The sequence below is a fragment of the Nocardia sp. NPDC056000 genome (genome assembly GCF_042269265.1).
Lineage (GTDB): Bacteria > Actinomycetota > Actinomycetes > Mycobacteriales > Mycobacteriaceae > Nocardia.
In genome coordinates this window covers 213,190-230,020 of record NZ_JBHJXS010000013.1, presented here as the reverse complement: position 1 = coordinate 230,020, position 16,831 = coordinate 213,190, and the positions used below count along the sequence as shown (strand labels likewise).

Genomic DNA, 16,831 nt, shown 5'->3' with positions numbered 1-16,831 from the left:
CGAAAGTTGGGCCGTCATGACGACCACCCGTCCCCCCACTCCCTCCGCAGCACCGAGCGACCACGGCATGGAAGAATTCGGCTATCGGGAATCCCTGAGCCGGAGCATCGGCAAATTCTCCAGTTTCGCCGCGGGCGTCAGTTACATCTCCATTCTGACCGGCACCTTCCAGCTCTTCTATTTCGGTTACAGCACAGCCGGTCCCGCATATCTGTGGTCGTGGCCGCTGGTGTTCCTGGGGCAGTTGGCGGTGGCGCTGTGCTTCATGGAACTGTCGGCGAAATATCCCGTGGCCGGATCGGTCTACAACTGGTCGAAGAAGCTGGGCAGCAGGCTGGTCGGCTGGTCTGCGGGATGGCTCATGCTGACCGCGTCGATTGTCACACTGTCGGCGGTGGTGCTGGCGTTGCAGTTGAATCTGCCCCGATTATGGAGCGGATTCCAGATCATCGGGGACGGGACCGGCGAGCACGATTACGCCACCAACGCGGTCGTGCTCGGCACCGTGCTGATCGTATTCACCACCGTGGTCAACGCTTTCGGCGTGAAGCTGATGGCGCGGATCAACAGCACCGGGGTATTCATCGAACTCATCGCCGCGGTGCTGATCGCGATCATTCTGGGGCTGCACGTGACGCGCGGTCCGAGTGTGTTCTTCTCCGCCAACGGTTATGGCGCGGGGCAGAGCGGCGGGTATCTGAGCGCCTTCCTCATCGCCTCGCTGGCCTCGGGCTATGTCATGTACGGGTTCGATACCGCCAGTTCGCTCGGTGAGGAGACGGTGGAGCCGCGGCGCACCGCGCCCAAGGCGATTCTGCGCGCGCTGCTGGCCTCCTTCGTCATCGGCGGCGCGATCCTGGTCTTCGCGGTGATGGCCGCGCCGAATCTGTCCGATGAGAAGCTCGGGACCACCGACGGCGGATTGCAATACATCGTGCAGCAGGTCATGACGGGCTGGCTCGGGCGAGTGTTCCTGGTGTGCATCGTGATCGCGGTGATCGTGTGCTCGCTGGCGGTGCACACCGCCGGGATTCGGCTGACCTTCGCCATGGCTCGCGATAACGCGCTGCCGTTCTCCGAGCGGCTGGCCAAACTCAGCGTCAAGCATTCCGCGCCGGTCGTCCCGGCGGTGATCATCGGCGTGCTGTCGGCGCTCATCCTGGTGGTGAATATCGGTCAGCCGCAGGTGTTCACGGTGCTGACGTCGATCGCGGTCATCATGATCTACCTGGCGTATCTCATGGTCACCGGGCCGATGCTGTGGCAGCGGTTCAAGGGCAATTGGCCGCCGAGCGACCTCGCCGAGAACGGCTACTTCAGCATGGGCCGCTGGGGGATGTTCGTGAATATCGTTGCGGTGCTGTGGGGTCTGGGCATGGCGATCAACCTGGCCTGGCCGCGCGAGGCCGTCTACGGCGGGCCCTGGTACAACACCTGGGGCGCGTTCATCTACATCGGCGCGATTCTGGGCGCGGGCCTGATCTGGTACGCGCTCAGGGGAATTCGCGTCATCGGCGTGCTCGCCTCACATGCCGCGCCCGCCGCCGAGGCGGCGTCATGACCGATACCTTCGACTACGTCATCGTCGGCGGCGGTTCCGCCGGATGCGTGGTCGCCGCGCGGCTCAGCGAAGATCCCTCGGTCACAGTGTGTTTGGTCGAGGCCGGGCCATCCGATATCGGCGATGACAAGATCCGGCGGCTGACCGACTGGATGCTGCTGCTCGAATCCGGTTACGACTGGGACTATCCGGTGGAACCGCAGCCGACCGGCAACAGCTTCCTGCGGCATGCCCGCGCCAAGGTGCTGGGCGGATGTTCCTCGCACAACTCGTGTATCGCGTTCTGGCCGCCCGCCGAGGGCCTCGATGAGTGGGAGGCTCTCGGCGCGGCAGGCTGGGGTGCGGAGGGAGTGCTGCCGTACGTCACCAAGCTGGAGAACAATGACGCGCCCGGTGCACAGCACGGGCGCGGTGGACCGGTGCGGCTGCTGGATATCCCGCCCAAGGATCCGTGCGGCTACGCCGTGCTGGAGGCGGCCGCGCGGGTGGGATTGCCTACGGTGCAGTTCAATCGGGGTTCCACCGTCCGCAATGGCGCGGGCTGGTTCCAAATCAATGCCGATGGCGACAACAACCGCATGTCGTCCTCGCACGCCTATTTGCACCCGATTATCGGGCAGCGGCGGAACCTGGAGGTGCGGACCGGGTGCTGGGTCAGCGAAATCCTGTTCGACGACACCGATTCCGCGATCGGCGCGCGGTACCGCCGACCGGATCTGACCGGCTTCGACACCGTGCGGGCGCGGCGCGAGGTGATCATCAGCACCGGGGCCATCGACACCCCCAAACTGCTCATGCTGTCGGGCATCGGACCCGCGGACCACCTGCGGGATATGGGAATTCGAGTCCGGACCGATGCGCCCGGCGTCGGCTCCAACCTCGATGATCACGTCGAGGGTCTGGTGTTCTGGGAGGCGTCGCGGCCCATGGTCACCAGCTCCACGCAATGGTGGGAAATCGGCCTGTTCGCCACCACCGCGGACGGGTTGAGCCAGCCCGATCTCATGATGCATTACGGCAGTGTGCCTTTCGATATGAACACCGTGCGCTGGGGCTATCCGACCACCGAGAACGGCTTCTGCCTCACACCCAATGTGACACAGGGACTTTCGCGCGGCACGGTACGCCTGCGGTCCCGCGACTTCCGCGATAAACCGCGCGTGGACCCGCGCTACTTCAGCGATCCGGACGGGCACGATGAGCGAGTCATGTTGCACGGCATCAGATTGGCGCGGCGCATAGCCGAACAATCCCCGCTGCGCGACTGGGTGGCGCGCGAACTCGCACCCGGTCCCGAGGCCGTCACCGACGCCGACCTCATCGACTACATGCACCGCACGCACAACACCGTCTATCACCCGGCGGCCACCGCCCGGATGGGCGCACCGGATGATCCGATGGCGGTGCTGGATCCGGAATTACGGGTCAAGGGTGTGCGAAACCTCCGCGTCGTGGACGCCTCCGCCATGCCGAAACTGCCCGCCGTGAACCCGAATATCACCATCATGGCGATGGGGGAGAAGTGCGCGGACCTGATCAAGGCGGCGGGGCGGTGATCTCGGCACCTACACTGGAATCGTTATGGCTATCCGAGCGGGCGAGGGGTCCGGCAAATCCCAGGAAGGCGCGGCGGTGCAGTCGGTCGACCGCGCGCTGACCGCCCTGGAGATCGTGGCCAAACTGGGGGCGGCCGGGGTCACCGAGATCGCGGCCGAACTCGGGGTGCACAAATCCACGGTGTCCCGGCTCATCGCCGTGCTGGAATCGCGCGGCTATGTCGAACAGCTCTCCGAGCGCGGCAAATACCGCCTCGGCTTCACCATCGTGCGGCTGGCGGGTTCCACCAGCGCCCATATGGATCTGCCGCGCCAGAGTCAGGACGTGTGCGATGAACTCGCGGTGCGTCTGGGTGAGACCACCAATATCGCCATCCTGGACAGTGACCGCATAGTCAATGTCGCCGAGGCCGTCGGCTCCGCGGGCGTGGCCCTGCGCACCTGGGTCGGGCAGAGCTGCCCGGCGCACGCCACCTCCAGCGGCAAGGTGCTGCTCGCCGAACTCTCCGCGACCGAACTGCGCACCCACCTGTCCCGCCGCCTGGATTCCTTCGCCCCCAATACGATCACCGAACTTCCCGCGCTGCGCACCCAGCTCGAGCAGATTCGCCGCCAGGGCTGGGCCGCCTGTGAGGAAGAACTGGAGATCGGGCTCAACGCGGTGGCGGCCCCCATCCGCGACAGTGACGGCCGAATCATCGCCGCCCTCAGCGTCTCCGGGCCGTCCTACCGGCTGCCGCCCGCCCGATTCCCCGAAACCGCGCGCCAGGCAATCGATTCCGCGCACACCATTTCGCGCCGCCTCGGCTACACCGGCTGAGTCGCGCGGCCATGACAGGCGACTGTTAAGCGCTCCGCAAGATCGACTCGCCAGGATTCACCGACAAATGAGATCGGTGGAACGCGGAGGGGAGTCGCCGTGGTGGGGATTATCGCGCTGATGCTGCTGGGCGCGGTGGTGTTCGCGGTCGCGCTGGCGTCGGCGGCCGCGCGCGCCGAGCGGGTGCGGCAGGAGATGCTGTGGAATTGGGCGGTCGCGCAGGGCTGGTCATTCCAGGTGCGCGGAAGCGCCGGGTGGGCCGCACGACTGCCGGGGCTGCGGCGGCGCAGGCTCGGCGTGACCATGACCGGTTGGCTGGGCGGACGTCCGGTGACGGTGGCCGAATACTCCTATGACACCGAACACGGGTCGTCCTCGGGTAGTGACGGCTCGACCACGTGGACCACACATCACTTCATCGCGGTGATGGTGCTGCTGCATCGGCCGTACCCGGCCATCTCCATACAGCCGCGCGGCGCGTTCTCCCAGCTGGGGCGGGCGATCTTCGGCGATAAGCCGACCGCCACCGGTAATGGTTCGTTCGATTCGCGGTTCCGGATCAAGTGCGGGGATCCGGTCGCGGCCAAGGCGCTGGTGGGTCCGGCGCTGATCGATGCGCAAATGGCCGGCGCGGTGCCGCCGTGGAGTCTGGTGGGGGCGGAATTGCTCAGTTGCACAGCGGTATCCGGGAAACTGCGCGATCCTAATATGATCTTCGCGCATGCCGCGCCGCTGGTGCGGGTGGCGGATCTGCTGGGGAGATAGCGGACACGCGTGATTTTTCGGGCGAATAGCGGGGATGCTTGACATTCCGGGGTTGCGGGCGCACCGTAATCTGGTTAGCTATGCTAAACGTCTGAGGGGTCGTCGTGGACACTGGCACGTCGGAGGCTGAGCGCAGGCAGCGGATCGCGAATCTGCTGGCCGATGCGCAGGTTGGTGCGGCACTGCAGAGTGACGAGGTCAATGCGGAGATTCGGCGGGCCGGGCTCGCGCCCGCCGAGATCATCTCGATCGTGCTGGAACGGTATGCCGAGCGCCCCGCACTGGGGGAGCGGGCGTACGAGGTAGTCACCGATGCGCAGGGGCGGCAGACGCGGCGGCCGGTGGACCGGTACGACACCATCACCTACGCCGAGCTGGCGGCGGGGATCCGCGCGCTGCGGGCCGCGTGGTGGGACGATCCGAATCCGGTGCGGACCGGGGAATTCGTGGCCACGCTCGGGTTCACCAGCGCCGACTACACGACCGTTGATCTGGCGTGCCAGCTCTCCGGGCTGGTCTGCGTGCCATTGCAGGCGAGTGCGGCTGTGGCGCAGTGGAATTCGATCCTCACCGAGACCGCGCCGCGGGTGCTCGCGGTCAGTCTGGAATTGCTGGACGCTGCGCTGACGGCCATTCCCGAGGGACTGACGCCCGCGGTGATCGTCATCGACTTCCATGCCGACGACGACTATCACCGCGCCGCACTGGAATCCGCGCGGGCGCGACTGCTGCGGGACGGCAGCTCGATCGCGATCGAGACGCTGGCACAGGTGCTGGAGCGCGGGCGCTCGCTGCCGCCGGTCGCGGCCGTCCCGGTCGACTCCGAGGCGCTGGCGCTGCTCATCTACACCTCCGGGAGCACCGGTGCGCCCAAGGGAGCCATGTATCCGGCGCGGCTGGTGAACGCCATGTGGACCGGTGGCGCTGCGCAATCACCCATTCCCGCAATCAATTTCAGCTACATGCCGATGAGTCATGTGGCGGGGCGGCTGTCACTGCTCGGTGCGCTGTCCCGGGGTGGCACCGCGTATTTCGCGGCGGTCAGCGATCTTTCGACGCTGTTCGAGGATATCGCGCTGGTGCGGCCCACCGAATTCTTCTTCGTACCGCGCGTGTGCGACATGGTGTTCCAGCGCTTCCTGAGCGAGGTCGGCGGCCGGGTCGCGGCCGGAGCCGATCGCGATGACGCCGTGCGCGAGGTGAAAACCGAACTGCGCGAACGCGTGCTGGGCGGACGGATATTCGGGGTGATGGTGGGCAGCGCGCCCATCTCGGCCGAAATGAAGACCTTCATGGAATCGCTGCTGGAACTCGAGCTGCACAATGGCTACGGGTCCACCGAGGCGGGCGGCGGCATCCTGTTCGACAATCGGCTGGCCCGGCCGCCGGTGCTGGACTACCGGCTGGTCGATGTGCCGGAGCTGGGGTACTACGGCACCGATAAGCCGTATCCGCGTGGGGAATTGCTGCTCAAGACCACCGTCATGATTCCGGGCTACTTCAAGCGCCCGGATATCACGGCCGAGATCTTCGACGCCGACGGGTTCTATCGCACCGGTGACATCGTGGCCGAAATCGGCACGGACGAACTGGTTTACGTCGATCGCCGCAATAATGTGCTCAAGCTGTCGCAGGGTGAGTTCGTCACCGTCGCGAAGCTGGAGGCGGTGTACGCCACCAGTCCGCTGATTCGGCAGATCTACGTGTACGGCAATAGTGAGCGGGCGTATCTGCTGGCCGTGATCGTGCCGACCGAGGAAGCCTTGGCCGCCGGGCCGGACGCGGCCACCAGTGCGGCGCTGCGCGAAGCGTTGAACGAATCGCTGCAACGGCTGGCGCGTGAGGCGGAACTGGAATCGTATGAGATTCCGCGGGCGTTCCTCATCGAGACCGAGCCGTTCACCATGGACAACGGGCTGCTCGCCGGGCTCGGAAAGCTATTGCGGCCCAAGCTGAAAGAGCGCTACGGGGAGCGGCTCGAGGAGCTGTACGCCGAGCTCGCGGCCGCACAGGCGAATGAGCTCGCGGCGCTGCGCCAGGACGCGGCGCACCGGCCTGTGCTCGAGACCGTCAGCCGCGCCGCCGGTGCGCTATTGGGTTGTGCGGCGGGTGATTTGCGGCCCGATGCGCATTTTGCGGATCTCGGCGGTGATTCGCTCTCGGCGCTGTCCTTCGCCACGCTGCTCACCGATATCCTCGGTGTCGATGTGCCGGTGAGCGTGATCGTCAGCCCGGCCAATGATCTGGCCGCGCTCGCGGATTATGTAGAGCAGCAGCGTGCTTCGGGATCGCAACGTCCTACCGCCGCGACCGTGCACGGTGGTGGCGACAGCATTCGCGCCGCTGATCTGACCCTGGACAAGTTCATCGATGCCGCGACACTGGCGGCCGCCACCGATTTGGAGGGTAGCGCCGAGTCGCCGCGCACCGTATTCCTGACCGGCGCGAACGGCTACCTCGGCCGCTTCCTTTGCCTGGAATGGCTACGGCGCGTGGCTGATTCGGACGGCACGGTCATCTGCCTGGTGCGCGGCAGCACCCCGGCGGCGGCTCGGGCGCGGCTCGATGCCGCGTTCGATTCGGGTGATGCCGGGCTGCTGCGCGAATACCGCGAACTGGCCGACCGTCATCTGATCGTGCTGGCCGGTGATATCGGCGATGCGAATTTCGGTCTCTCACAGCCGGAATGGGATCGATTGGCCGAGCAGGTCGATGCAATCGTGCATCCCGCCGCGCTGGTGAATCACGTGCTGCCGTACAACCACCTGTTCGAGCCCAATGTGGCGGGCACGGCCGAGATCATCCGGCTGGCACTGACTTCGCGTATGAAGCCGGTCACCTATCTGTCGACGGTCGCGGTCGCCGATCAGGTCGATCCGGAACTCTTCGACGAGGACGCCGATATTCGCCAGATCAGCGCGGAACGCCGGGTCGGCGACGGATATGCCAACGGCTACGGCAATAGCAAATGGGCCGGTGAGGTGCTGCTGCGCGAGGCGCACGAGCATTTCGGCCTGCCCGTGGCGGTCTTCCGCTCCGATATGATTCTGGCGCACAGCGATTACGCGGGCCAGTTCAACCTCACCGATATGTTCAGCCGCCTGCTGCTCAGCCTGCTCGCCACCGGGATCGCGCCGAAGTCCTTCTACCGCACCGATTCCCAGGGCAACCGGCAGCGCGCGCACTACGACGGGCTGCCCGTCGATTTCACGGCGGCGGCCATCACCGTACTCGGCGCGGACAGCACCGGTTTCCAGACCTTCGACGTCTTCAACCCGCACGATGACGGCATCTCCCTGGACACCTTCGTCGACTGGCTGATCGATGACGGCAACGCCATCGACCGCCTCGACGACTACGACAACTGGTTCACCCGTTTCGACACCGCGCTGCGCGCACTACCGGAACCGCAACGCCAGGCGTCGGTGCTGCCGCTGCTGCACGCCTACCGGTACCCCGGCCTGCCGATTCCCGGTTCCGCCCTGCCCGCCAAGCGATTCCACGCGGCCGTACAGGATGCCGAGATCGGCCCGGACCGCGATATCCCGCATCTGACACCGGAACTGATCCGCAAATACGTGACCGATCTGCGATTGCGCGGACTGCTCTAGCCCGAAAGGCTCGATCCATGGAGAACGGTCAACCCAGCCGGACCGCCCTCGCCACCGCGTACGCCCGCGCCTACCACCAGTTCGCCGATGAGCCGCGCATCTTCACCGATCCACTGGCGGTGCGGATTCTGGGCGTGGACGCGACGGTCGTCGCACAGCGGCACGCGACACCGAGCACCCGGCCGGGTGAGGATCCGGACCTGAATCGGCGTCGCCGCATCTTCCTCGCGGCCCGTGCGCGCTTTGCCGAGGACACCGTCGCGGCGGCCGTCGCCACCGGCACCCGGCAGGTCGTCATCGTCGGTGCGGGCCTGGACACGTTCGCCTATCGCAATCCCTACCCCGAGCTGCGGGTCTTCGAAGTCGACCATCCCGACACCCAGTCGTGGAAGCGCCGCCAACTGGCGAAATCCGATATCCCCGTACCGGAATCGGTGACCTACGTCCCCGTCGACTTCGAAACCAACACCCTGGCAGCGGGTTTGGGCGCGGCGGGTTTCGATCGCACCCGGCCGGCGGTATTCGTCTGGCTGGGCGTCATCATGTACCTCACCCGCGAGGCCATTCTCGGCACCCTGGATTACATTGCCGGACAGGCGGATACCGCACAGGTGATCTTCGACTACCTCTGCCCGGGCGAGACCGCCGAGGAACGCGCGGCGCTAGAGGCCCGCGCCGCCCGCGTGGGCGCGGTCGGCGAACCATTCCTGAGCTACTTCACGCCCGCCGATATGGCCGAGCTACTGCACGGCCTGGGCTACACCGATATCGAGGACCACACGGCCCCCGACATCATCGCCGACTTGTTCGGCACACCACGAAACCCGCAGTCCGGCAACATGCCTCACGTACTGCGCGCCACGCACGGTGCGGATCAGACCCGGGCCTTCACGAACTTGTAGATGACCAGCACGATAACCGCGCCGACGATCGCCCCGAGGAAGGTATGCGATACCGGCGGATGCACGCTGAACTTATGCGGTGCGAACACCAGACTGCCGAGCGTACCGCCGACATACCCGCCGACGATCCCCAGCACGATCGTGGCGATCCACCCGAAATCTTCCTTACCTGGAACAAGGAGCCGGGCGATGGCGCCGGCGATCAGGCCGATGATGATCATGGCGATAATGCCCATGGCAATGCTCCTAGCCGTGCGGATGTCGCGAACTCGACGGTAGCAAAACAAACCGCCCAGAAGAGCGTGTCGCCCGACATCAGCGCGTCCGGTTCGTGAACATCTGCCATCACCGCCGAATCCCGTTGCGTCCGTGCGCGGCAGCCCTATTTCGAGTTGCGGACCTTCTCCACGGCGGCGGCGAAGAATTTTTGGAAGGCGGCTTGGTCGGGGGTGCCGGAGAGGGCGGCGGAGCGGGCGGCGATGGTGAGGCCGCGGAGGGTGGCCCAGCCCTGGTAGGCGGTGCGGGTGGTGGCGGGGGTGCCGGGGAGGGCGGAGGTGCTGGTGGCCTTGTAGGCGACCGAATCGACTCCGTCGAGGGTGGCGGGGAGTTTTTCCATATCCACCTTGGTTTCGACCTGTTGGCCGTCGACCGTGCTGATCGAACTCAGGTGGGCGCACTTGGTGTTGGTGTCCATCATGAGGTTCAGGTCGGCGGTTTTGGGGGAGACGAACTCTATGTAGATGTCCATGTTCTCGGTGGCGGCGGCTGACATGGCGGAAGTGCTCAGCAGATCGTTGCTGAGGGCGGCCAGATCCACTTGCGGGCCACGGCAATCCGGCGGGGTGACGGTGGAGTTGGCCATGATGTCGCCGAGGTCGGTGACGCTGGAGCGCAGTTTATCGGCGGGGATGTCCAGGGGCTTGGTGCCGGGCGGGAACTCCGAAGCGCTCAATAGCAGCTGATCGCGGGGCGTACTCGGTTGCGGGGTACCGGAACCCGCGCCGGAATCGCTCTTGGTGCCACCGCAACCCGTGGTGAGCAGCACCGCGCACAGGATCGCTGAAATCGCTCCCTTGGTCATCACGCGCCACAGCATGCCAGGCGGTTGCCGCGAATTCCGGGAGGTGCGGTGGGCGAGTACGGCGGCCGATGCCTCGAGCATCGGCCGCCGGAGCTCAGATGCTGATCGGGAGAGCGGCCACGTCGTTCTGGGTCAGGACCGGCAGGTGGGTGATCTCCTCGTCCGGGATCGCGAGCTTGAGGCCCGGGAAACGCTCGAAGAGGGCGGGCAGGCCGATAGCCGCTTCCAAGCGGGCCAGCGCCGCGCCGGGGCAGATGTGCGGGCCGTAGCCGAAGGAGATATTGCGGTTCGCGGTCGTGCGGGTGATGTCGTACTCGTCGGCGTCCGCGCCGTGCACGGCGGTATCGCGGCCGACGGCGCGGTAGGAGATCACCACACCTTCGCCCTTCTCGATCACGGTGTCGCCCACCGTAATATCCTCGGTGGCGAAGCGCATGAGCAGATGCGTGACGGGACCGTCGTAGCGCAGCGTCTCCTCGATGGCCTGCTTCCAGTCCACATCACCGCTGCGCAGCGCCTCCAGCTGTTCGGGGCGAGTCAGCAAGGCGCGCACCGTATTCACGATGAGGCTGACCGTGGTCTCATGCCCGGCGGCCACCAGCGCCTTGAGATTGCCGACCACCTCCTCCTCGGTGAGCGGATCGCCGCCCTCATCGGCCAGGATCAGCGCGCTGGTGAGATCGTCACCGGGAGAAGCGGTTTTGCGGCGCACCATCTCGGTGAAGTACACGTCCATGGCGTCGATGACGCGCAGCCGCTCATCCTGCGGGGTCATCATGGAGAAGAACTTCTTGTACCAGTCCAGCAGCATGGCCTGATCGCCCGGCTCCACACCCATGAGCTCGCTGATCACCCGCATCGGCAGCGGATAGGCGAAGACCTGCTTGAGATCCACCACCTCGCCCTCGCGCGCGGCGGCCTCGAGATTGTCGAGCAATTCCGCGACCAGCGCCTCGATCGACGGCCGCAGCGCCTCCAGGCGGCGCGGGGTCAGCGCCTGCGTGGTCTTGATGCGCAACCGGCGATGCTCGGCCCCGTCCACGGTGAACATCGAACGCCCGGCATCGATCATGCCGATCAGCGGCCACTGCCGGGTCACCACGCCCGAGGTCCACAGCCCCCAGGAATTGATGTCCTTCACCAGGCGGGTATCGGTCAACAGCTGACGGGCCAGGGCATGCTCGGTAATGGTCCAGACGGGCACCCCGAGCAGTTCGATACGGGTCACCGCACCGGCCTCGCGCAGGCGCGCGGTCTCACCGGCCAGATCGGAGACCATGGGATCGATGGCGATGGCGTGTGGGCATGCGGAACTCACTGGAAACCTCCGACGGCACGAACTGGGCTGAAAACAACAGGGAGAGAAGACATTCCCTGCATGAATGGAGACGGTCGGCGCATCAGGTTCCGCGCGGGCACACTCAGATCGATATCGGGCAGCCGATCCAGCAGCACCTCGATACCGGTCCGGGCGATGATCTCGGCGATATGCTGCGCCGGGAACGGGCAGCGATACTCACCGTGGCTGAACGCGAAGTGCGCGCTGTTGCCGGTCTGCATACCCTCCGAAACATGCTGGCGCACATGCGGATCGGTATTGGCCGCGGCCAGACCCAGCAGCAGCAGATCCCCGGCGCGAATCGTCTTGTCGCCCAGGCGGGTATCGCGTGCCGCCCAGCGCCCGGCCAGAATCGAGGTCGGGGACTCCTCCCACAGCACCTCGTTCATGGCCTGACTGATACTGCGGCGGCCACCGCCCAGCGCGGCCGCGAACCGATCGTCGGTGAGCATGAGCCGCACCGAGTTTCCGAGCCAGTCACAGGTGGTCAGATGCCCGGCGGCGGTGATCGCCATCAGGTCGTTGATGTATTCCTCATCGGTGAACGGCGTCGGATACGCCAGCATGCGCGAGGTCAGATCGTCACCGGGCATGGCCTTCTTCATCGCCACCAGGCGCTGCATATGACCCATGAATTGCAGATGCGCGGCCTGGGCGTCCGCGCCGCCATTGGCCATCACCTTCATGGACCAGGCCAGATGCGGGCCGTCCGAATCGGGGAAGCCGAGCAGCGCGGCCAAGGTCAGCACGGGCAGCGGTTCGGCGAACTCGGCCATGAGATCGGCGGAGCCGCGACCGCAGAAGGCGTCGATCAGCCGATCGGCCAAACTCTCACAGACCCTGCGCAATTCGAACGGATCCACCGATTCCAGCGCGGGCTCCACCATGGCGAGATGGCGGCGATGTTCCGCGCCCGCGGTGAAGTAGATGGACGGCATGGGCTGCCCGACCATCGGCAGCAGCGGCCAGTCCTCGGGGATATTGCCCCATTGATTCCACAGGCTCACATCGCGCGGGAACAACTCCGGGCTATTGGTGACCTGATGCATTTCGCGATAGCCGATGACCAGCCACGCGGGCACGCCGCCGGGCAGTTCCACCGCCACCACCGCGCCGTGTTCGCGGCGCATATCGTTGTAGAGGTGGTGCGGATCGGTGTGGAAGCGCGGGCCGCTCAGCGGTACGACGCCCGGCCGCACCGGGCAGGCGGCGGGCTCGGGCGAGGTCATGACAGCGTCTCCGGGGTGTAGAGGTATTCGACCAGGGTGATCAGCACCTGCTTACAGGAATCACGCTGCCGCGCATCACAATCGATGAGCGGGACGTGCGGATCCAGATCCAGCGCCTCGCGCACCTCGCGCGGATCGAAGTCCGCGCCGAAGTTGTTGCACGCCACGATGAACGGCGTGCGCTGATGTTCGAGCCGGTCGATCGCGTACCAGGAGTCGGAGATTCGGCGCTGATCGACGAGCACGATCGCGCCCAGCGCGCCGGTGAACAGCCGGTCCCACAGGAACCAGAACCGCTCCTGTCCGGGCGCGCCGAACAGATACAGCACATGTTCGGCGTCGATGGTGATGCGGCCGAAGTCGAAAGCCACCGTGGTGGTGGACTTTCCGGGCGAACCCGCCGGATCGTCGACGCCGACGCCCACCTGGGTCATGGTGGCCTCGGTATCGAGCGGCCGGATCTCGCTGACCGCGCGCACCATGGTGGTCTTGCCGACGCCGAAACCGCCGACGATCACGATCTTGAGGCCATTGCTGGCGGAGGCGTGCAGGGGTGCGGCGGCGCGGGACGGCCGAGGGTCAAAGATTGCGGAGTCCAACGAGCACCTTCTCCAGGGTGGTGGTGTCGGGCAGCGAATGCCATTGCGAGGCAGGGTCATACCGCGGATGCCTCACGGTGATCTTGCCCGCGTGCAGCAGATCCGACAGCAGAATGGTGGCGATGCCGACCGGTAGTCGCAATTCCGCCGCGATCTCCACCACGGCGGTGGGGGAGCGGCAGATCTCCAGAATCGCGGCATGCTCGGATTGCATGCCCGGCGCCGGATCGCATTCGCTCACCACGAGGGTGACCAGATCGAAGGCATCCGAATCCGGTCGGCTGCGGCCGCCGGTCAGCGTGTAGAGCCGATCCGGATCCTCGTCTGGCCTGGTCACGACACGCCAGCTCCCCGGGGATCGCGCACCCGCGGCTGCGCGGCAAGGTGCTCGCCCAGTTGTTCCACCAGTTCGCGCATATTGTGGCCGACCAGTCCGGCGTCGGCGTCCTCGGCGGCGACCACCGCGATATGCGCGCCCACCCCCGCCTCCACGATGAACAGGATGCCGCCGTAGAACTCGGTCATGGACTGGCGCACACCGCCGCGCCCATCCCCGAACTCCACCGACGCACCGTGCGAAAGGCTTTGAATACCGGCGGCGATGGCCGCCAGCTGATCGGCGCTGTCATTGGCCAGCTCCGGGGTGTGGCAGATCTTCAACCCGTCCCCGGACAGCAGCAGGGCATGCCTGGCGCGCGGGGTACGGGTGAGTAGCTGCTCCAGCAGCCAGCCCAGCTGCGTGGCGGACGGGATCATTTATCGCTCTCCAAGGCCGACGGGAAAGGTATTGCGGTACCGGCATTCTCGCGCCCGTTGACCGCTCGCTGAAATGCCCCCAGCGCGCCCGGCGACACCGGCCGCGCCACCCCGCGCGGAGGCGCTTCGGGCGCAGCGAGCCCCTCGGGATGCACCTGCGCGAGGGTCTGCCCCCGCACGCGGCGCGGCAATCCGGAGGGGAGTGGGGCTGCCGAGCCGGGGGCCGCAGGAGTCGATCCGGCGGGCGCGGAAGGCTTTACAGCAGTGCTCTTGTCACCGGAATCGAACATGCGATCCGGCAAAACCGAAGTGCTACCGGAGAATCCGGGTGCCGAACCGGGGTGATAGCCACCGGAACCGACGGGACCGGGGTGCTGGCCGCTGGACCCTGCCGGTTGTACTCCGCTACCGGCGGGCGTGGGAATTGAATCAGCATGTGGTGCAGCGGCATTGGATCTATTGCGCTCCGAGGCGGGGCTCGGCGCGGTCTCTCGGAACCACGGTGTCGCCGCCCTGTCCTGTCCTGCCACGGTACCCACCGGCACCCCGCCGGTGTGCTGGCCGGATCGCACGACAGGTGCGGATTCGGCTGTGCCGGAGGGGATTGGCAACGGAGCACCCGGGTTGGACGCTGTGGTGCGCTGTCCCGGGGCCCGGTTAGCTGCGTTGGCGTTGGGGTTGGTGACGGGCTCGGGTGCGCGGGAGGGATCGGGCACCGCGCCGGGAGTCGGTGCTCCCGGCCTGCCCGCAGGTTGTCCGCCGCGTTCGGGCCCGGCGAATCCGATTGCGCCAGAGGAAATGGCGGCCGCCGGGGTGCTGCCCTGCTCGGCGGCACTGCTGTCCGCAGGTTGCGCCCGCTCGCCCGATGACGTGTCCGGTGTTGGGCCGGAATGGATTTCGGCACGGCGTGGGATCGGGCCGGTGGGGTTCGGGTCGGCGTTCGGGGAATCGGGGCGGGGGGCTGCCTGAGGTGGGGCGGTGGTGGTGATGTCCACGGTCATGAGGGCCGGGATGGTGTCGGAGCGCGGGGGTGAGGCGGGAGGGAGGTCGGCGGGGAGACGGGCGGGGAGGGGGATGGCGGAGAGGGCGCCGGGGGTGCGGTCGATGCGGGTGGTGAGTTCGCGGGGGACGACCACGACTACAGCGGTGCCGCCGATGGCGGAGGGGCGGTAGGAGACGGTCAGGTCGTGTTTGCGGGCCAGGTAGCCGACGACGGCCAGGCCCAGGCGGGTGCCGGAGAGGGAGGACAGGTCCGAGATGCCCGGGGCCGCCGCGGGATTGGAGCCGGGGTTGCCCAGTCCCGAGGGATTGGATTTGCCGGAGACGGTGGCTTCGGCGCGGCGCAGGGCGGATTCGCTCATGACCAGGCCGCTGTCCTCGATGGTGATCACCACGCCCGCGGGGACTTCCGCGGCGTAGACGTGCACCTCGGTGGTCGGCGGCGAGAAATTGCAGGCATTGTCGAGGAGTTCGGCCAGCGCGTGCATGACGCCCTCGGCGGCGTGCCCGGCGACGGCGATATCGGTGACCGCCCGCAACCGGATGCGCTGGTAACCCGCGACACGGCCCATGGCCCCGCGCAGAATCGATTCCATGGCAATGGGTTTGGCCCACCGGCGTCCGGAGCGCGCACCACTCAATACCGCGACGCTGTCGGCGAGCCGACCCGCCTGCGCGGTGCGGTGATCGAGCTCGAGCAGATCGGCCAGCACCTTGGGATCGGCGTGCCGATGCTCCATCTCGCGCAGTTCGGCGAGCATGGAGGTGCTCATGGCCTGCATACGACCGGCCGCACCCGCGAACGCCGCCATGGCCGCCGCGCGCCGATTCTCACTCTCCTTGGCCTCACGCGTCTTGACCGCGACCGCCTCGGTGAGCGATTGAATTCGCTGCTGCCCGTCCGCGAGTCGCGCCTCCGCCTCGGCGATGACGGCCGCGGTCCGCGCCTCGGCGTGCCCGGCCCGGGTATCGCCCACCTGACCCGCACGCCCGGCCAAGGACCGGAAATAGGCCGCCGCGGTGATCGCCGCGCACAGCAGCACCGCCGCGATACCGCCGCCGATTCCGACCGCGATCCGCATATCGTCCGGGGCCGCGAATACCGTGCCGCCCACCGCGATCGCGGTCACCGCGGCACATCCCAGCAGCGTCCCGAACGGCAGCCGTGCACCGTCGACGGTATCCGGCTCCCCGCCCCTGGGATTCGATGATCCCCTGGGATTCGATGACTCCGACAAGCTTTGCACTTCCGCACGCATGTGCACCGGGGCGAGTTCCACGATGCGACCGCATCCGCTCGATGGCGGAGCACGCCAAATATGTGCACCGGCAAGCGGATTCGGATCTAGCGGACGAGCATATGCGTCCGGCATGTCCGGCGCTACCCGAGCGCGAACGCCCAGGCAACGCGCTATCCCGTCAGTTGGGACCACCGTCGCCGGGCCGTAATCGGCTGTACAGAATCAGTTTTCGACCTGCTCACGCCCGCACCACCGATGCCGTCGCGCCCGGTGATCGTGAGCTGCCGCGATCGCCTCGACGTCCGGCCCCGCAGTCACACCACGGCAAACACACACCGCCCGACCGAACTTGACCGGAAATGTTCAACTGAT

Annotated in this window: 14 protein-coding genes; 6 read left to right on the top strand and 8 right to left on the bottom strand. The window is 66.7% G+C overall.

Annotation, left to right across the window (positions count from 1 at the left end; all coding sequences use genetic code 11):
- Positions 1-16 precede the first annotated feature (16 nt).
- From ACFC4D_RS34525 to ACFC4D_RS34500, 6 genes are all read left to right on the top strand, one after another.
- The gene (locus ACFC4D_RS34525; protein ID WP_376069503.1) at positions 17-1,561 is read left to right on the top strand and encodes an APC family permease; all 1,545 of its coding nucleotides are present in this window, start codon (positions 17-19) and stop codon (positions 1,559-1,561) included.
- Complete coding sequence (locus ACFC4D_RS34520; protein ID WP_376069501.1) at positions 1,558-3,117, top strand: GMC family oxidoreductase; 1,560 nt, start codon at positions 1,558-1,560, stop codon at positions 3,115-3,117. The genes ACFC4D_RS34525 and ACFC4D_RS34520 overlap by 4 nt, the downstream gene beginning before the upstream one ends.
- Before the next feature lie 25 nt (positions 3,118-3,142).
- On the top strand, positions 3,143-3,937 hold the full coding sequence (locus ACFC4D_RS34515) for an IclR family transcriptional regulator (RefSeq protein ID WP_376069498.1): 795 nt from the start codon (positions 3,143-3,145) through the stop codon (positions 3,935-3,937).
- A gap of 99 nt (positions 3,938-4,036) precedes the next feature.
- Entirely contained in the window at positions 4,037-4,702 is a 666-nt protein-coding gene (locus tag ACFC4D_RS34510) for a hypothetical protein (protein ID WP_376069495.1), read from the top strand.
- Positions 4,703-4,806: 104 nt separating this feature from the next.
- On the top strand, positions 4,807-8,313 hold the full coding sequence (car, locus tag ACFC4D_RS34505) for a carboxylic acid reductase (RefSeq protein ID WP_376069492.1): 3,507 nt from the start codon (positions 4,807-4,809) through the stop codon (positions 8,311-8,313).
- A 17-nt stretch (positions 8,314-8,330) separates the two neighbouring features.
- Positions 8,331-9,215, top strand: a complete 885-nt coding sequence (locus tag ACFC4D_RS34500) for a class I SAM-dependent methyltransferase (protein ID WP_376069489.1) — start codon at positions 8,331-8,333, stop codon at positions 9,213-9,215.
- Here ACFC4D_RS34500 and ACFC4D_RS34495 read toward each other — a convergent pair.
- The 8 genes from ACFC4D_RS34495 to ACFC4D_RS34460 form a co-directional block, all read right to left on the bottom strand.
- Positions 9,188-9,451, bottom strand: coding sequence for a GlsB/YeaQ/YmgE family stress response membrane protein (locus ACFC4D_RS34495; protein ID WP_375968416.1), 264 nt, complete (start codon positions 9,449-9,451; stop codon positions 9,188-9,190). The genes ACFC4D_RS34500 and ACFC4D_RS34495 overlap by 28 nt on opposite strands.
- A gap of 146 nt (positions 9,452-9,597) precedes the next feature.
- A complete protein-coding gene (locus ACFC4D_RS34490) occupies positions 9,598-10,299 on the bottom strand; it encodes a hypothetical protein (RefSeq protein WP_376069486.1) in 702 nt (233 codons plus the stop codon).
- A gap of 91 nt (positions 10,300-10,390) precedes the next feature.
- Positions 10,391-11,614, bottom strand: a complete 1,224-nt coding sequence (locus ACFC4D_RS34485) for a cytochrome P450 (RefSeq protein WP_376069483.1) — start codon at positions 11,612-11,614, stop codon at positions 10,391-10,393.
- A complete protein-coding gene (locus ACFC4D_RS34480) occupies positions 11,611-12,864 on the bottom strand; it encodes a cytochrome P450 (protein ID WP_375968413.1) in 1,254 nt (417 codons plus the stop codon). Before ACFC4D_RS34480 ends, ACFC4D_RS34485 begins: the two co-directional genes overlap by 4 nt.
- Positions 12,861-13,463, bottom strand: coding sequence for an ATP/GTP-binding protein (locus ACFC4D_RS34475; RefSeq protein ID WP_375968412.1), 603 nt, complete (start codon positions 13,461-13,463; stop codon positions 12,861-12,863). The genes ACFC4D_RS34480 and ACFC4D_RS34475 overlap by 4 nt, the downstream gene beginning before the upstream one ends.
- Complete coding sequence (locus tag ACFC4D_RS34470) at positions 13,444-13,800, bottom strand: DUF742 domain-containing protein (RefSeq protein WP_375968411.1); 357 nt, start codon at positions 13,798-13,800, stop codon at positions 13,444-13,446. Before ACFC4D_RS34470 ends, ACFC4D_RS34475 begins: the two co-directional genes overlap by 20 nt.
- Complete coding sequence (locus tag ACFC4D_RS34465) at positions 13,797-14,219, bottom strand: roadblock/LC7 domain-containing protein (RefSeq protein ID WP_364638379.1); 423 nt, start codon at positions 14,217-14,219, stop codon at positions 13,797-13,799. Before ACFC4D_RS34465 ends, ACFC4D_RS34470 begins: the two co-directional genes overlap by 4 nt.
- Entirely contained in the window at positions 14,216-16,456 is a 2,241-nt protein-coding gene (locus ACFC4D_RS34460) for an ATP-binding protein (RefSeq protein ID WP_376069480.1), read from the bottom strand. The genes ACFC4D_RS34465 and ACFC4D_RS34460 overlap by 4 nt, the downstream gene beginning before the upstream one ends.
- Positions 16,457-16,831 lie beyond the last annotated feature (375 nt).